Source organism: Aeoliella fuhlenseeensis, from assembly GCF_052161615.1.
Taxonomy (GTDB): domain Bacteria; phylum Planctomycetota; class Planctomycetia; order Pirellulales; family Lacipirellulaceae; genus Aeoliella.
Genome location: NZ_CP197417.1, coordinates 4,121,809 through 4,137,271, shown reverse-complemented (window position 1 = coordinate 4,137,271; position 15,463 = coordinate 4,121,809). Strand labels below are relative to the sequence as shown.

Here is a 15,463-nt window from a genome sequence, read left to right as displayed (position 1 = left end):
AAGGTGGTCCGCTATCTCGAAGCACAACTGTCACTCACCGCACGCTTTCGCGTACGACGAACGGGGTGCATTGTATCATATGTACACGTGTTTGTCAAGTGCGAATGTGTACGCGTGGACATTTTATCGAAAATAGTTGGGGCCGCTGTAAATGCCGATAAAGAAGGCGAGCCGGTGAGCGTCAGCGACCGGAGACTTTAAAGCGAGCGCCCACTCGGAAACAATGTCTCTCGCAAAGGCGCAAAGACGCGGAGGGAAGAATTAGGAACCGCTGATGGACGCTGATGTTCGCTGATCTTCATTAGTGTTGATCAGCGTTAATCAGCGGTTCAACAATTCCTTGGCGCCTTCGCGGCTTTGCGCGAGATGAATAGAACCACCTTGCTATTCGTCCTAGCTGGGGGCTCGTGGAACTCGTCCCCAGGCACCCTCGGGCGATAGAACACGCCGAGACCTCTTGTGCTGCGCACACGGACAATCGGCCGTGGTGAATCTGCGAAATGGCGGGGCGTGAATCGGCCGGAAGTCCGTGCCGCACAGTTTGGTGCCTACACCGCGGCCAAATGTTGGACCACTGAATCGACCACGGCTTTGAGCTTCGCCGGTTCAATGGGTTTCATCAGGGTGCCGTTCATGCCGGCTTCGGTGCATTCGCGGAAGAACTCTTCTTCGACATGGGCCGATAGGGCGTAGATGGGGACCGCATGGCGCGCGGTGGCATCTTCGAGTTCGCGGATCGAGCGTGTGGCGGCGAGGCCGTCGAGTTCGGGCATCTCGATGTCCATGAGCACGAGGTCGTAGTCGCCCGCTTCGTACTTCGCCACGGCATCGGCACCATCGTCCGCGGTGGTGACCAAGTGGCCGAGGAAGCCCAACAGGCCCGCGGCCACTTCTTGATTCACGGGACTATCGTCGGCCACCAGAATGCGGAGCGCGGGGCCCACCGCGACTGGTTCCGCCGTTTTATCGGGGGTGATGATCTCTGGTTCGGTTCCGGTCGCCGCGGCGATGGCTGCAGCCAGTTCGTTCGTTTTCACCGGCTTAATGACCGTGTGGGTGATGCCAAGGTCGCGGCAGAGTTCGGCCACTTCGACGTTGCCGGCGGGCAGCGTGGCAACGAGCGGCGTCTGGGTGTCGAGGTAACGCTTAAGTCGCTCAGCTAGATTGTCGAGACGGTCGAGATCGCCCGCCGGTACGTCGACTAGCATTACGTCGGCGTCGCAGTCTGCGGTGGCTTCGCGGGCGCCGCATTCCAGCAGCAACGCACGGTACGACTGCTTGGCGATTTCATTGGCGACGGCGAGGCGAACTGTGGTATCGGCGAGTTCGTTGGGGACCGATCGCGATTCCGCAGCGACTTCGAACGGCATCAGTAGATGGAAATCGCTTCCCACGCCGACTTCGCTTTCGAGCCAGATTTCGCCCCCCATTAGCTGCGTAAGTTGCAACGAGATGGAGAGGCCGAGACCTGTGCCGCCGTATTTACGCGTGGTGGAGCTGTCTTCCTGCTTGAACGCCTGGAAGATGTCGAGGATCTTGTCTTTCGCGATACCCACGCCGGTGTCTTTCACCAGGCACTTGAGCGTCACGCGGTCCCCTTCAACTGAGTTTACGTCGCGCGAGTCGACCCCGATGTCCACCAGGACGTGGCCGGACGGCGTAAACTTGATCGCATTGCTGATCAGGTTGACGAACACCTGCCGCACGCGGTTGGGGTCGCCGACGAGTTCTCGCGGCACTTCGGGGGCTATGCGGCAGAGCAGCTCCAGGCCCTTTCCAAATGCGGGGACGGCGAGCAACCTCGCGGCATCGACAATTACCTCGCGGACATCGAACGGAATGTGCTCGAGCTCCATGCGGCCCGCTTCGATCTTCGACAGATCGAGAATGTCGTTGAGCAGCGATAGCAGCGCGCCACCTGACTGTTTGATGGTGGTCAAGTAGTTGCGTTGCTGCGGATCGAGCGGCGTGGTGAGAACAAGTTCGGTCATGCCGAGCACGCCATTCATCGGAGTGCGAATCTCGTGGCTCATGGTGGCCAGGAAGCGGCTTTTGGCTTCGTTCGCCTGATCGGCCGCGTGCTTGGCGGCGCGAAGTTGCTCTTCGGTGGCGCGAAGTTCTGCGGCGGTCCGCTCCAGCTCGGCGTTCGAGACGGCGAGTTCCGTGGCACGCGATTCGGCTGCGGCGGTGCGTTCGGCGACGCGCTCTTCCAGCGTGATGTTCAGTTCTTGCAGCTCGGTGAAGCCCTCGGAGTTTTCGAGCGCGGCACCGGTGATCGTCGCGATGAAGTCGGCGAGGCGGGCCTCGTCGTCGGCGAACAGACCTTGGATGCCCGAGTGCATGACAAACAGCAAGCTGGCGACCCGGCCGCGTACGAACACCGGAACGCAGAGTGCCGAGGCGATCGATTCGCCGGTGCTGGACCGGAGGGACGACGTGGGGTCGGAGGCGTCGCTCACCACTGCCTTCCCGGCGTCGAGCGCGCGGCGAGCGAGGTCGACGACATCCGCGGTGTACGAGTTATCGGGCCATGCCGACCAATCAATGGAGCCATTCTCCGCGACGGGGAGCACGAAGCTCTGCTCGCCACGAAGAAGTCGGCGGGCGGCGACTTTAGCCTGCTCGTGGATGACGTGTGGCTCCAGTGCCGACGCGATCGAACGCCCCGCATCGAGTACGGTGTCGAAGCGGTCGATGAGCGAAAGGTTCAGTTCCGGTTCGTTGTCGGCCACGAGGCTCGGCACTTCGTTGGCAAGTTCGAGCGACAGCCGTATCGCCGCGGCTTGCTTCTTCTGCATCTCCGCATCACGCCAACCGAGCTCGTGACCGATGCGGGAGGCTTCACTGAGCGTTTCGGCCTTTTGAAGTTGCTGCCCGAGTCGCTCGGCATGACGGAGGCTTTGGGCGAACAACTTGCGGGCCTTGGTGGTCCGACCTTGCATAGCCGATACGATGGCTAACTCGCGATACGCGTGGGGCAAGTCGTTGCGACAAAGGATGGAGATCTGAATGCCCAACTTCGCGAGCCGTTTGGCTTTGCGAAGGCATCGCTCGCGTTCGAACGGAGTTGACGCGGTGCCGTGCTCGGCCATCAGACGGTAGGCGGTTGCGCCCCATGCGAGGGGGGGGAGTGTGTACGCATTGCGGACCCCGACCTTCGCAGCGACGTTGAGCGCTTGCTCGAACACCTGCGCTGCTTCGGCGAAGTCATTGTCGGCTAGGAGGCAGATGCCCTTGGCCAGCGTCACCTGACAGGCACCTTGGGCGTCGCTCCGAGGGCGATCGGATTCGAGATCCATGATGTCTTTGGGTATGCGCCCGAGCGATGCGCGGGCCCAGACGTCGAGGATGATGCCCGAGGCTTGCTCGTCGCCGGTATCGATGCCGGACCGGCGGTTGGCTTTGGACTCTTCGATCGCCCCGCGAATGTCGCCCAGGTAGTAGAGCGAACCGGCGATTTGATAGCGGGCCATATGAATCTGCCAGTAATCGCCCATGCGCTCGAGAATGCGGATCGCCTTGCGGCAACTGTCGATGCACTCGTCGTAACGCGAAGCGGCGAATAGCGTGATGCCGAGGAACACCATCGACTGGCCTGTGCCCCAGGTGTCGCCGAGTTGTTCGCGCATCTTGATCCCTCGCTGGGCGTAGCGAACGCCGCGACTGAAGTAGCCGACGACGGTCATCGCGGGACCATGTTCGGAGTAGGCCTGGGCGAGTTCGGAGCTGGGCTGAAAGCGTTCGCCCATGTTGATGTTGCGGAAGTGGGCCCACAGCATCTGCATCTGCCGCCGCGAGTACCAACAGCCATGAGCCATGTAGCTCAACAGCCGCATGGTGAGTCGCTCGGCAGTGTTCGGTTGCCGATGAATGCGATGTAGCAGCAGTTTCGGGAGGGCCGTATGCAACAACTGCACCCAACCTTCCCACATCGTCGCTATCAGGAACATGGCGAGCGATCGCGGTACGAACTGCCCTTGAAGGCGCAGAGCTTCTTCAAAGTTATGAATGGCGGTCGCCATGTCGCCGCGCTTAAAGTACAGCTCGCCAATCTTGCTACGAATCTCGGCCTGAGGATAACCCGCTTCGGCGAGCGGCGCCGCGGCTTCGAGCCACTGGTCGGCCTCTTCGTACCGGCCACGGAGCATGAGCACGTCGCCCAGACCCTCCATGATCTGCAGTCGCTCGAGGTCGGACGTCGCTCCACGCAGGGCGATTTGGTACTGCTGCTCCGCCACTTCGAGGGCATGCTGTGCCCGAGCAGCCTCGGCCGCGCGGTGCGCGAACGGGAAGGCCGCTACGGGATCGTTGCCGGCGTCGAAGTGGTAGGCGATGTCCGAAACGCGGTCGGGCGACTGGTCGAGGAAGTACCGCGCGGCGAGCAGGTGGTGGCGGTAACGTTGTTCACGGGGAATGCCTTCGAGCAATGTCGCGCGAATCTTGTCGTGGAAGAACACGCAGTCGGAGCCGTTGGGCCGGACCCAAATCAGCTGGCGGTTCTTCGCCTCTTCGAGCGACTCCATCACCTGGGCCGGAGATAAGTGCGCGAGTAGTTGAGCGGTGTGCAAATCGAACTGCTTGCCGAGGATCGCACCCACCGACAGAAGGTCGATGGTTTGTTGCGGCAACAGTTGCAAACGGCGGGCGAGGAAGGAGGCAGCTTGGTCCGACGAGCCTGCGTCGGCCAAGGCGTCGCGGTCAACTTTCCACCCACTGTCGGTAGCGCGAAGCGCGCCACACTCCACGAGGCCACGCAGCACAGCCGAGGCCATGAAAGGACTGCCAAGTGCGAGCCGAACGACCGTACGAACCACATCGTCGGGGAGACCACCCGCCATCGATACCACGAGCTGGCGGACTTCGTCGTCGCCAAGCGGTTCGAGCCGTACGGACGACGTGACTTCGACTTCGCGGAGCAGATGGTTGGCGGGAATCTCTTCGGAGCGAAACGACAGCACAAGCACGAGCGCACACGAGCCGGCTCCATGGAGGTTGTCGCTAGCGGCGAAACGCTTGAGGAACTTAATTGTTAGCTCATCTGCCCACTGGCAGTCGTCCAGCAGGATCATCGTCGGACGATCGAGTCGGCCGAGCGCCTCGAAGAACGCGATCAGGGCCTCTACGGTACGAGCCTCGCCCGTCTCGTCGGGAGCGGCATCGCCCGCCGCCGTGGCGGCGAGCACACCGGCGAGCGCGGGGAGTGCCGCGACCACGGTGCTCACGCGATCGCCGAGCTGGTCGGTGATTTGGTCACGAAGATCGGGGCTTGCGCCGATCTCGGCGACGAGGCCTTCGACCACGCCGTCGAGTAGTCGGAACGGTCGGGAAGACACGTCGTTGGCACCAAGGCCGCGAAACACGCGGAACTGTTTCTTGCACGCAACCCGAAGCACTTCGGCGAGCAACCGCGACTTACCTGAACCCGAGGCACCTTCGACGCGCGTTACCACGCGCTGGCCGTCGCGGGCTTGGAGCATGGCCTCTTCGAACAGGGCCATTTGATTCTCGCGACCGACGAACGCCGGATCGATAAGCGTCGCGCGGCGGTCCTGGGTGCCGAGCGCCACGTTGGCGTGCAGATCTCCTGAGAGCACACGCCAAGCGATTTCGGCTAGGTCGGCGAGTGCGGCTTCGACGGTCTGGTAGCGATCGCGCGGGTCTTTGCGAAGCAGTCGTTGGACGAAGTTGTCGAGCGCGAGTGGAACGACCGCTTCCTGCGTGGTCAGATCCGGCACCGGCTCGGTGAGATGCTTGAACAGCACGGTGCCGACCGTGTTGCCCTCGAACGGGGGCCGCCCGGCGAGGCTGGTAAACAGCAGTACGCCGAGGCTATAGAGGTCCGACGAGGCGGTCATGCCGTAGTCGATCGAACCCGCTTGCTCGGGGGAAGCGTACGTAGCAATTTCGAGGGGCTGCAGCGCGAGTGGCGTGTCCGGCTCGATGGCGAGCGAGAGGCCGTAGTCAACCAGCACGACGGGGGGCAAATCCTTGTCGTCGGGGAGGATGACGCTGGAGGGACACAGGTTGCGGTGCAAGATGCGGGCTTCGTGCAGATCGCGAAGGCCCACCAAGATACCTCGGGCGACTTCGATCGCCTCTTCGAGTTCAAGCGGGCCCTGCTCTAGCCGCGTGGCGAGTGAAGTGCCTGGGACATGGACGCTGGCGATGTAGAACTGCTCACCCTCGTGCCCGCAGGCGATGCGGGGCGCGACCGAGGGGCTGGTGATCTTCGCCGCGGCATTGGTTTCGTACTCCAGCCGCATCTCGATGGAAGTCGAGAGCAGCTTTTGGGACAGCAGTTTCACCATTACGCGCCCGCCCGTCTGCGAGTCGGTCGCCAGATGGTAGGTAGCGCCTTGCCTCGTGTCGACGCACGCGCCCATGGCGAATCGCTCGCCGACGAAGCGCGGCGTAGTGGTGTCGCTCGTTAGCGAAGGGATGACCGTATTGGATGAATTGGTGGGCATGGCGATCGCGGTAGTCGGCGTAGGGCTGGCGAGCCGAAGGGTGGAAGTCGCGAGCGGTCTTAACAATTTCTCCGAAAATCTACGTCACGGGACTGAGGAGACGTGGTGTTTCTTCATGAGAAGCCCGTGGACTCCATTCATGAAGAATGGCGGTAAAACGTAGATGGGGAAGTAACGATTGTGCGTTTAGAATCACCTGCATCGCGATTGCGGCGCGAAGGGCTGGGAATTTATATCGCCTTTATGGATATTGACTCTGCGGGTAAGTGAATTACCTTAGGAAGCTGCTCTTAGTTGCTTGGAACCAGGGCACAAATCGTTACGATAGACGCCACGAGTTTGCCACTGGGAAATGTGCGACGGGGGGGACCGACGCATCGCCGGGGCAACGGCAATATTCCAGGCAAATCTTCATCCCCTTGTATCGTGCTGGAGCGTTTCTCATGAAGGAAACCGTCCATGGCGCCGACTTGAAGTCGCCTCTGTTCGAAATCTCATGGCAGGAAGATCTTGCCATGCGAACCAACCCACCCATGTTCACCGAGTTCCTGCGCGAGCAGGTGCCGGTGCTCGATTTTGTGAACTGGCAAATAACGGATATCGCTCCTGGCGAAGTCACCACGGTACTGCCACTCAATCCCCCCTCCACCAACCAACACTTCACGCACCAAGCTGCCTTGATCGTGCTCACCGCGGATTACTCGGGCGGTGCGGCGCTCGCCTCATTGCTCTGGGGCTGGCCCGTGATCGGGGTGCATCCGGTCGATTCGCCCAAGTCGGTGTCGATGTGGCTGCTAAAAGTCGAGATGAAGTACGTCCGCCCGAGCACGGCCGATCTGACCGTCCGCGCGTCGGTCGATCCCGAGCGTCGCGAGCGCATTCAGCGTCGTTTTCTGGATGGAAAGCCGGTGATTGAAGCGATCACCATGCAGTTCATGAATGGCAACGAGCTTGTGGCCGAGGGCACGTGCACTTACTTCGCCCGGCAGTCGACTGCGCTGCGTTCCAATGGCATCGATTCGGGGAAGGTCAACACGCTGTACGCCCTCAAGCTCACCTCGTCCGCCGAAATGATCGCCGGCGTGCGGGCTCGTGAGACTGGTAAGTTGTTTGTCGATCCGTACGCCGAAGCAATGGCTGGGCAGCACGGTATGGCCGTCGCCACGCGGTTCTGTCAGCGGACGCCGCAACTCGGCCCCATGGTCGCCGCGCGGACCAAGCACTTGGACGACGTGGTAATGGCGTTCACCGCCGCTGGCGGCCGCGACATCATCAACGTGGGCGTCGGCTGGGACATGCGTCCGTTCCGACTTGATCTGCCCGAGGGAGTGACGTTCTACGAACTCGATTTCCCGACGACGCTCGCCGAACGCCAGTTGCGTCTCGACACGCATGGAATAACAGATCAGCCTGGCATCGCCCGGCAACAGTTCCCGATTGACCTGCGGTCGATGACACTTCAGCAGGCGCTCGGCGATAAGGTGCCTACGGATCGCCCCGTGCTCATTATCTGGGAAGGGATGAGCATGTACTTCCAAGAAGAAGACGTGACCGCCATCCTGAAGCAAATCGAATCGCTGATGGTCCACCCCGACAGCCTGCTGTGGGTCGACATGGTCGACCGCGAGCCGGTGGTCAACACCGCGGCATTCCCCGAGTCGATTCAAAATTTCATGCGTGGCATGCAGGTGCTGGGCGAGCCGTTCACCTTCGGCAGCGACACCCCGGGCGAGTTCATCGACCAGAGCGGTCTGCGTACGCTCGACGTCGTGACTTCAGACGTGTTCTTCCCTGAGGAGACCGACCCGGTGTACTCGATCTACCAGTTCTGTGTCGTGACGGGCGGAGCGGCGGGTGCCGACTACGTGCCAACGACGTTCGCCAAGCCGGCCCATCGCGTGCCGCGAGTGCCGGTTCCGATGCCGCACTTCAATGGTGCCGTTTCGGAAATGAAACCGGTTCGCTAAATCGCCAGCGGCCAATACGACGACGCCGGGTGACACCGCACTTCGGTAGCCGGACCGATCGTACCCACTAGCGGTACGGTTTGAGTCCGGCGCCGAAGGTCCTCGTGAAGCCGAGGGCCACGCAGTGCGACCGATTGCGGTGCGTGCTGTCGTCGAAGTCGCCACCAACGAACTCGCTGGTGTCGACATCCACCGTCGGGCCGAACGAGTACATGTACGCTAGATTGATGTCCCAGCATCGCCAGTTGACTCCGTAGCCAACGGACACCGCGTGCTCAAGTGCTCCCGGAATCCATGGTGTGATGGTGTCCGACGGAATGGGGCTCTTGTGGTGGACGTAGCCCGTGCGGACGATGTGGCCCGGACGCCATTCGTGCTCAAGACCAATGCGCGTCGAAACGGTGTCACGCCAATTGAGCGGGAAGCGTTCGACGGCATTCGGGGGATAGCCGCCGTTCGAAGGTTCGCTCAGGTAGATATCGAGGTGATCGAACGCGTCCGACCAATTGGTCCAAATCACGTCCACCGCGACAACCGTACGGCACGAAACTTCGTGACGCGCACCGATGCCAACGGTGCGGGGCCATTTGATCTCAGTCTCCGCTTCGTACAGGGTGCGACCTAGTGGCGAGTTCAAGCCAACTTCGCCGTCGGCTTGCACCTTCACGTCTGCCAAGTACGACATGCCAATCGAGGTGCTCTCGGTAACTTGCAGGTAAGCACCGGCCGACCAAGTAAGGGCTGCACCTTGAACGCCTAGATCTAGCAAACCGGGTAGCCCCGGTGCGGTTGGCCCTTGCAGCGTGTAAGGTCCTTCGAGATTCACGAACGAAATGCCCGGCCCGATGGTACCACCCACCGAGAAGTACTCGTGTCCCACCGGTGTGTAGGAGGCACCGAACAGCACTTTGCTCAGCGAGCCGAACGACTCGTAGCGCTGGGGGCCGGTGGCGAAGGGAGCGGGGCCATCGAGGTTGTAAATGGAGCCGAATCCTGTCGGCGTATAAATACCAAAGCCGGCGGTCCACTCCTGGTTCATGCGGCGGATGAACGACACTTCGGGGAGCGAGTACATCTGGTTCTGCGAACGCTGCTGGGTATTGTCCGCGTCGCCGTAGTCGAACTGCGTGAACAACGTGTTGACCCCCAGCTGCAGCATCACGTCGCCATCCATCTGCGACATGGCACCCGGGTTGTCGTGGATCATCGAACCGTTGTCGGCGAAGCCGAGGTTCGTGCCACCACGGCCTATGCTCATGGCCGTGACGCCATCGAGCGTGATGCCATCCGCCAGCGCGGATGATGTGGCGATGAAACTGACAGCAAGGTAGGCAAACGGAAGTGCCCGATGGAAAGTTGCTCGCATGGCGGGTGGGTTCGACGAAGAGCGTGAAGGTGGGATTGCCAGCGGGCGCGGGGGCGTCCGGTCGCTTCACCCATCGACTACGTCGAAGCTACTGCTTTACCATCATTCGCCTGCCGATCGTCCGAATTGAGGCGGTTGGTCGCGTGGTGCGGGTCGGGCAAACTAGAGAATTCGCCATCGATCGCATTGCATGCAATCGACGCAGCGTTGTGCTAGCATTGCGATCGCCTAAACGGGAGCCGTTTCCATCGGCGGGGGTGCCAGCGCCGCGTCGAGGCTGCGCGAGACTTCGAGGAAGCGATCTTCGTTGGCCAGGAACGCCTCGACGATCCGCGGATCGAAGTGCTTCCCCGAACCCTCGAGGATGATTTCTTTCGCTTTGTCGTTGCTAAAGCGGTCTTTGTAAACGCGCTTCGATGTCAATGCATCGTACACATCAGCGAGTGCGGCGATCCTTCCGCAGAGGGGGATATCGTTGCCCTTAAGCCCGAAGGGATAGCCGCTGCCGTCCCACTTTTCGTGATGGAAGTAGGCGATATCGCGAGCCATCTGCAAGTACTTGGCGTTGGGGTTCACGTCGACCGCCGCGGCGAGCGTGTCGCCCCCGATGGCCGAGTGACGCTTCATGATTTCGAACTCTTCCGGCGTCAGCTTACCGGGTTTCAGCAGCACGGCATCGGGGATACCGACCTTGCCAATGTCGTGCAGCGGGAGTGTCAGATACATCATCTGCACGAAGTCGCCATCGACTTCGTTCTTAAACTCATCCCACGTCGAGAGCTCTTCGGCCAGGATGCGACCGTATTCACGCATGCGTTCGAGGTGCAGTCCCGTCTCGTTGTCGCGAGATTCAGTGAGCTTGGCGAGCGTGAACAGCAGCACGTCGCGGCTTTCAAGCGCCAGCACTCGCTCGCCGGTACGCAAGCGAACGCGAAGCTCCTCGGGGTGGAATGGCTTTACCAGGAAGTCGTCGGCACCCGCTCGAAGGCCTTCGACCAAATGCGTCATGTCGCCATGCGAGGTGAGCAGGATAAAAAAGATGTAGCCGCTCCACGACCGCTCGCGAACCATCCGGCAGAGCTGGTCGCCGCGAAGACCAGGCATGTCCCAGTCGGAGATGACAATGCTGAACTCGCCGGTTCGAATTTGATTGAATCCAGCGAGCCCGTCGTGTTCGCAATGCACGTCGTAGCCAAAGTACTGCAGGGTGCCACGCAGCATCTCGGCCGAAACGGCGTCGTCGTCAACTACTAGAACTTTCATGATGCCCGGCTCGTGTACGCGTTTAAAGGAAGCTAATAAGGCCGGCGCTGCGCCCTTCGTCGGCGTGTGGTGAACACTCAGTGAGTCTTAGAAGTGGGGAAAGTCCTTGGTATGCACCATCGTGACGAACGATTCCCATTCCTCACGTAGTGCCTGGGTCTTTTCCAGCGACTCGTAACCATTTCGCGACTGCGACGCTGCACACACCTCGTCCGCAAGCTGACTCATGTGTTTAGCGGAGGCGTTGGCAAAAGCACCCTTGAGGCGATGCGAGATGTGATAAATCTGATCGAAATTGCTACTCGCCGCGGCTTGCTCGAGTCCGTCAATGTCTGCGGCGCAGCGTTCGCTGAGGATCTGCAGCACTCGGCATGCAAAGTCGATGTTACCCATGCAGCGATTCATCAGGTCGTCGACATCCAGCACGTCGCTATAGCGTTCCAAGGATGAAGTGGACATGAAAACCTCGATACAAACAGGTCAGTTGCAGATCGTTTAACTTGCAGACTGGTCGCTCCCAGTCCTACAAAAGCATAGTTCCAGAGCGGTCACTACCCTCCCAATTCATTAAATCTGTGGAAGGTACGGTCCTGATGGATCGATTGCACGACCTTCGCGGCCGCGCAGAACGACCATTCGATAGGACGACTACAACTGACGTGTCGCCTGCGGATAACACTACTAGCGCATTCCCCACTACGGGGGGATCGCGTTGCGCGTTTTACTCGTGCCGTAGCGCTTCGATGGGGTCGAGCCGCGCCGCTTTCATGGCCGGATAGACGCCGAACACCACCCCCACGACCACGGCGATGATCAGCGACAAAGGAATCGACCACGTTACCAGTAGTGGTTCGACGTTGCGAATCTCGTCGGGCAGCGCGGCCATCTGCGTGGGGAAGAAGTACATCAGCCCGCTACGGAGCGGACCGGCAAGCAGTGGGCAGGTAAGTCCCGCCGCGATGCCGAGCAGGCCACCGATGGTCGAAAGGACGATGGCCTCGATCAAGAATTGCCGCGTGATGTCGCGGCGTTTGGCACCGAGGGCACGGCGGATGCCGATCTCGCGGGTCCGCTCGGTCACCGTGGCGAGCATGATGTTCATGATGCCGATACCACCGACGACCAGCGAAATGGCCGCGATCATGCCGAGAAACACGATGAACAACAGCCGCGTGGTGCGTGCTTGCTCCAGTAGTTCGAACGGTACCGTCATCGAGTAATCGGGGAACGTATGGTTGGCCGTCAGCGTGGCGTCAACCACGCGGGCCATTTCGAGCACTTGCTCCTGCTCGCGGACTTCGAGCACCACTTGCGTGATCTCGACGATGTCGCGCTGGAAAAGGCCGCTACCCGTAGTGATGATCACATCGCCAATTCGTCGCCAGAAGGTTTCGATGGGAATGTAAATGTCCTTGGAAAAATCGTCGGCCTTCAGCGCTTTGTCGTCCGAATCGTTCGACCGCTTCTCCTTCATCACGCCGATCACTTCGTAGAACTCGTCACCAATCCGCACCGTGGCTCCCACGGCGTTGCCGAAAGGCACCAGCTTTTCTTTCGCCTCGGGGCCTAGCACGCAATAGTTGCGTTCGTCGGCGCCATCGGTATCCGTGAAGAAACGCCCGCCCGGTTCGAGCTCCATCCGCATTACTTCGAGAAACCCGTCGGTGGTACCAACGAGCCGCCCTTCCATCTCGCGAGCACCGCGGCCAAACCCTTTGGGGAGCGCGCGAATGGGCACCGCACGTTCGAGGTTTGCCCCCAGCGTATTCTGTAGTCGCGTGAAGTCGTCGCGAGTAATGCCGTACAAACCATCGCCCGCTTGTTCGCCCGCCGGCTTCACGGTTCGAAGGATGATATTGCGTGCCCCCAGGTCGACGATCTGTTCCTCGGCCTTCCGACCGATACCTTCGCCGATGGCCAGCAGCCAGATGACGCTCGCCACGCCAATGAAGATACCGAGCACCGTCAGCGACGATCGGAGCGGATGGAGCAGCAGCTCCTTGATGCTCAACCGAATTGTCCGCCACCAGGCTAGCACGGGCGGAGCCTTTCGTCGATTTGCACTTCGCCGTCGCGGAGGACGATGTTGCGCTTCGTCCGCTCGGCGACTTCGGGCTCGTGCGTCACCAGCAAAATGGTGCGGCCCTCGTTGTTCAGCCCCTCCAGCAGGTCGAGAATCTCGGCCGTCGTGTGGCTGTCGAGATTACCGGTGGGTTCGTCCGCCAGCAGGAACCGCGGGTCGTTCACCAGGCTGCGGGCAATCGCGACACGTTGTTGCTGACCGCCGGAAAGCTGCGTGGGGCGGTGACTTAGCCGTTTGCCGAGGCCCACTTGCTCAGCAAGAGCAATCGCCCGCTGACGTGACTCGCGGTTGAGCCGCCCGCTGTAAAGCAGCGGGACTTCGATGTTCTCGACCACCGTAAGGGCGGGGAGCAAGTAGAACGACTGGAACACAAAACCGATGAGCGTCGAACGGACTTCGGCACGCTCGTCGTCGTCCATCTTCGCGACATCGAGCTCGCCGAGAAAAAAGTTGCCACTGGTTGGCGTGTCGAGGCACCCCAGCAGGTTGAGCAGCGTACTCTTCCCCGAACCCGAAGGGCCCATGATCGAAATGTAGTCCCCTCGCGGCACGTCGAACGACACGCCGCGTAGGGCGTGGACTGTTTCACCACCCAGCACGTACTGCTTGTGCAGATTGTGAATGCTGGCGGCCAACTGGCCTGTGGCGGTGGTGGCGGAAGACATTCACGAACTCGCTGCGGAGCAGCGTTATACCGAGGAGAAGGAACGAAGAGCGACCCGACATCACGCTTGTCCGCTTAACTCGCCGTGCGGCCCTTCGCGGCGGCGGTCGCGGTCGGCTTTACGGGTTCCGTCGTCTCGGCCACGGCTTCTTCAGTGGCTTCGATTTCGGGTACCATCCGCTGGCGCTGCTTCGCCGGAGGCAATTCGGGCAGCTCGACCGAGGCCACGTACTGCCGAGGATTCATGGCGACCATATCGCCCTCGTTGACACCCTCTTCAATCACGAAGAACTCGGTGTTCGTTGGGCCAACCTTCAGCTTGCGAGGCTCCCAGTCGTTGCCGTTACGCACCAGGCAGTAGAAGTCCTCGCCGTGTGGATGAACCGCTTGGACGGGCAGTTGCAGCGTGTTGGGGATGAAGTCGCACTTCACCGTCACCGAAACGGTCATGCCCGTGCGCAAGCCGGGCACTTCCTCATCGATCAGCACGTAAGCCCGATACTCCTTCACGTCAGCCTTGCGCCAGTTGCCAGGCTCGGCGTAGCGATTGATCGAGGTGACTTGCCCATGCAGGTCGGCGCTCTCCATACCAATGGGATGAACCGTCGCCGGAAGACCCTTCTTGACGTATTGCACCAGGGCTTCGTTGACCAGCAGTTTGACTCGCATTGCCGCCGATTCGGGCAGGCGAATGATCACCTGCCGCTCGCGGACCACGGCACCCTCTTCCACCACCCAGTCTTCCTGGCCGTGACGGCCCAGGTCGTTGGCGTAGATCACCAACCCATCCTTGGGGGCGTAGATCGTGCACTTCGCGATGCGGTCTTCGATCTCCTGAAGCTTGGTCATCTCCAGATCGTAGGTCTTCTTGGCCGAGCCCCACTTCGCCTCGGTAATGACAATGTCGCTCTCGAGCGTCTTAATCATCTTCGGCTTCGTGTAGTTGTCGAGCACCCGAAGCTTCGTATTCGCGGCTTCCAGTTGCTTCTCTGCATTTTCCACCGCGAACTTGTCCGCTTCGAGCTGCAGTTCGTTGATGTGCCCCTTAGCTGCCAGCTTCTGGCTGAACTGATAGTACTCTTGCGCGCGATTCAGGTTCTCTTCGGCAACGAAGATCTCCCCTTCGATGATGGTCCGCTCTTGGACGTACGTGCCATCGGCGTATTCTTCACGCGCGATCAGGGCGGTCTCGTACAGATTGCGGGTCTCGACGACGGTCGCTTCGGCCAAGTTCACCACGCCTTGCTGGGTGGTTCGTTCGGCTTCCAGCGCCGACGCGTCGAGCTGCACCAGGAAGTCGCCCGACTTGACTTGAGTTCCTTCGTCCACCACTCGGAGGATGGCGAGGCCTGGTTGGTTCTCGGTCTTCACTTCCGAGCGAATTTCCGTCACGCCCGCGGCTTCCAGTTCACCACGCTCGGTGATGGACAGCTCGAAGTCGCTACGGCCGATCTTGTGCAGCACCAGGTGAGCCTGGCTGTCGATGCTCGTATACGAACGGTACCAGTACGCACCACCCGCGATGGCTGCGATCGCTAGCACGGCTATCAAAAGGATCTGCACGACTCCACGCCGAGGACGCGGGCGAGTGAGGGACAGCATAGCAGCACGCCTGACTGGAAGGAGGGATCGAAGGGGGGAATTTTATTATAG

Annotated in this window: 8 protein-coding genes; 1 reads left to right on the top strand and 7 read right to left on the bottom strand. The window is 60.8% G+C overall.

Annotation, left to right across the window (positions count from 1 at the left end):
• Positions 1-548: 548 nt before the first annotated feature.
• The gene (locus SH292x_RS16170) at positions 549-6,467 is read right to left on the bottom strand and encodes a response regulator (RefSeq protein ID WP_442482044.1); all 5,919 of its coding nucleotides are present in this window, start codon (positions 6,465-6,467) and stop codon (positions 549-551) included.
• A gap of 443 nt (positions 6,468-6,910) precedes the next feature.
• Between SH292x_RS16170 and SH292x_RS16165 the strand changes: the two genes are divergently transcribed.
• A complete protein-coding gene (locus SH292x_RS16165) occupies positions 6,911-8,434 on the top strand; it encodes an SAM-dependent methyltransferase (RefSeq protein ID WP_442482043.1) in 1,524 nt (507 codons plus the stop codon).
• 67 nt (positions 8,435-8,501) lie between these two features.
• Here SH292x_RS16165 and SH292x_RS16160 read toward each other — a convergent pair whose 3' ends face one another.
• The 6 genes from SH292x_RS16160 to SH292x_RS16135 all read right to left on the bottom strand — a co-directional run bounded on the left by SH292x_RS16160 (position 8,502) and on the right by SH292x_RS16135 (position 15,412).
• Positions 8,502-9,800, bottom strand: a complete 1,299-nt coding sequence (locus tag SH292x_RS16160) for an OmpP1/FadL family transporter (protein WP_442482042.1) — start codon at positions 9,798-9,800, stop codon at positions 8,502-8,504.
• Positions 9,801-10,028: 228 nt separating this feature from the next.
• Positions 10,029-11,063 carry an HD-GYP domain-containing protein gene (locus SH292x_RS16155; protein ID WP_442482041.1) on the bottom strand — a complete coding sequence of 345 codons (1,035 nt, stop codon included), beginning with the start codon at positions 11,061-11,063 and terminating at the stop codon, positions 10,029-10,031.
• An 87-nt stretch (positions 11,064-11,150) separates the two neighbouring features.
• Positions 11,151-11,522, bottom strand: a complete 372-nt coding sequence (locus SH292x_RS16150) for an Hpt domain-containing protein (RefSeq protein ID WP_442482040.1) — start codon at positions 11,520-11,522, stop codon at positions 11,151-11,153.
• Between the two features lie 262 nt (positions 11,523-11,784).
• Positions 11,785-13,101: an ABC transporter permease gene (locus tag SH292x_RS16145; RefSeq protein WP_442482039.1), complete on the bottom strand. Its 1,317-nt coding sequence runs from the start codon at positions 13,099-13,101 to the stop codon at positions 11,785-11,787.
• Positions 13,095-13,811: an ABC transporter ATP-binding protein gene (locus SH292x_RS16140; RefSeq protein WP_442482038.1), complete on the bottom strand. Its 717-nt coding sequence runs from the start codon at positions 13,809-13,811 to the stop codon at positions 13,095-13,097. The genes SH292x_RS16145 and SH292x_RS16140 overlap by 7 nt, the downstream gene beginning before the upstream one ends.
• A gap of 74 nt (positions 13,812-13,885) precedes the next feature.
• Positions 13,886-15,412, bottom strand: a complete 1,527-nt coding sequence (locus SH292x_RS16135) for an efflux RND transporter periplasmic adaptor subunit (RefSeq protein WP_442482037.1) — start codon at positions 15,410-15,412, stop codon at positions 13,886-13,888.
• Positions 15,413-15,463 lie beyond the last annotated feature (51 nt).

Coding starts and splice junctions, on each gene's coding strand:
- SH292x_RS16160 (WP_442482042.1), bottom strand. CDS start 9,800: ATGCGAGCAACTTTCCATCGGGCACTTCCGTTTGCCTACCTTGCTGTC.
- SH292x_RS16170 (WP_442482044.1), bottom strand. CDS start 6,467: ATGCCCACCAATTCATCCAATACGGTCATCCCTTCGCTAACGAGCGAC.
- SH292x_RS16155 (WP_442482041.1), bottom strand. CDS start 11,063: ATGAAAGTTCTAGTAGTTGACGACGACGCCGTTTCGGCCGAGATGCTG.
- SH292x_RS16140 (WP_442482038.1), bottom strand. CDS start 13,811: ATGTCTTCCGCCACCACCGCCACAGGCCAGTTGGCCGCCAGCATTCAC.
- SH292x_RS16135 (WP_442482037.1), bottom strand. CDS start 15,412: ATGCTGTCCCTCACTCGCCCGCGTCCTCGGCGTGGAGTCGTGCAGATC.
- SH292x_RS16165 (WP_442482043.1), top strand. CDS start 6,911: ATGAAGGAAACCGTCCATGGCGCCGACTTGAAGTCGCCTCTGTTCGAA.
- SH292x_RS16150 (WP_442482040.1), bottom strand. CDS start 11,522: ATGTCCACTTCATCCTTGGAACGCTATAGCGACGTGCTGGATGTCGAC.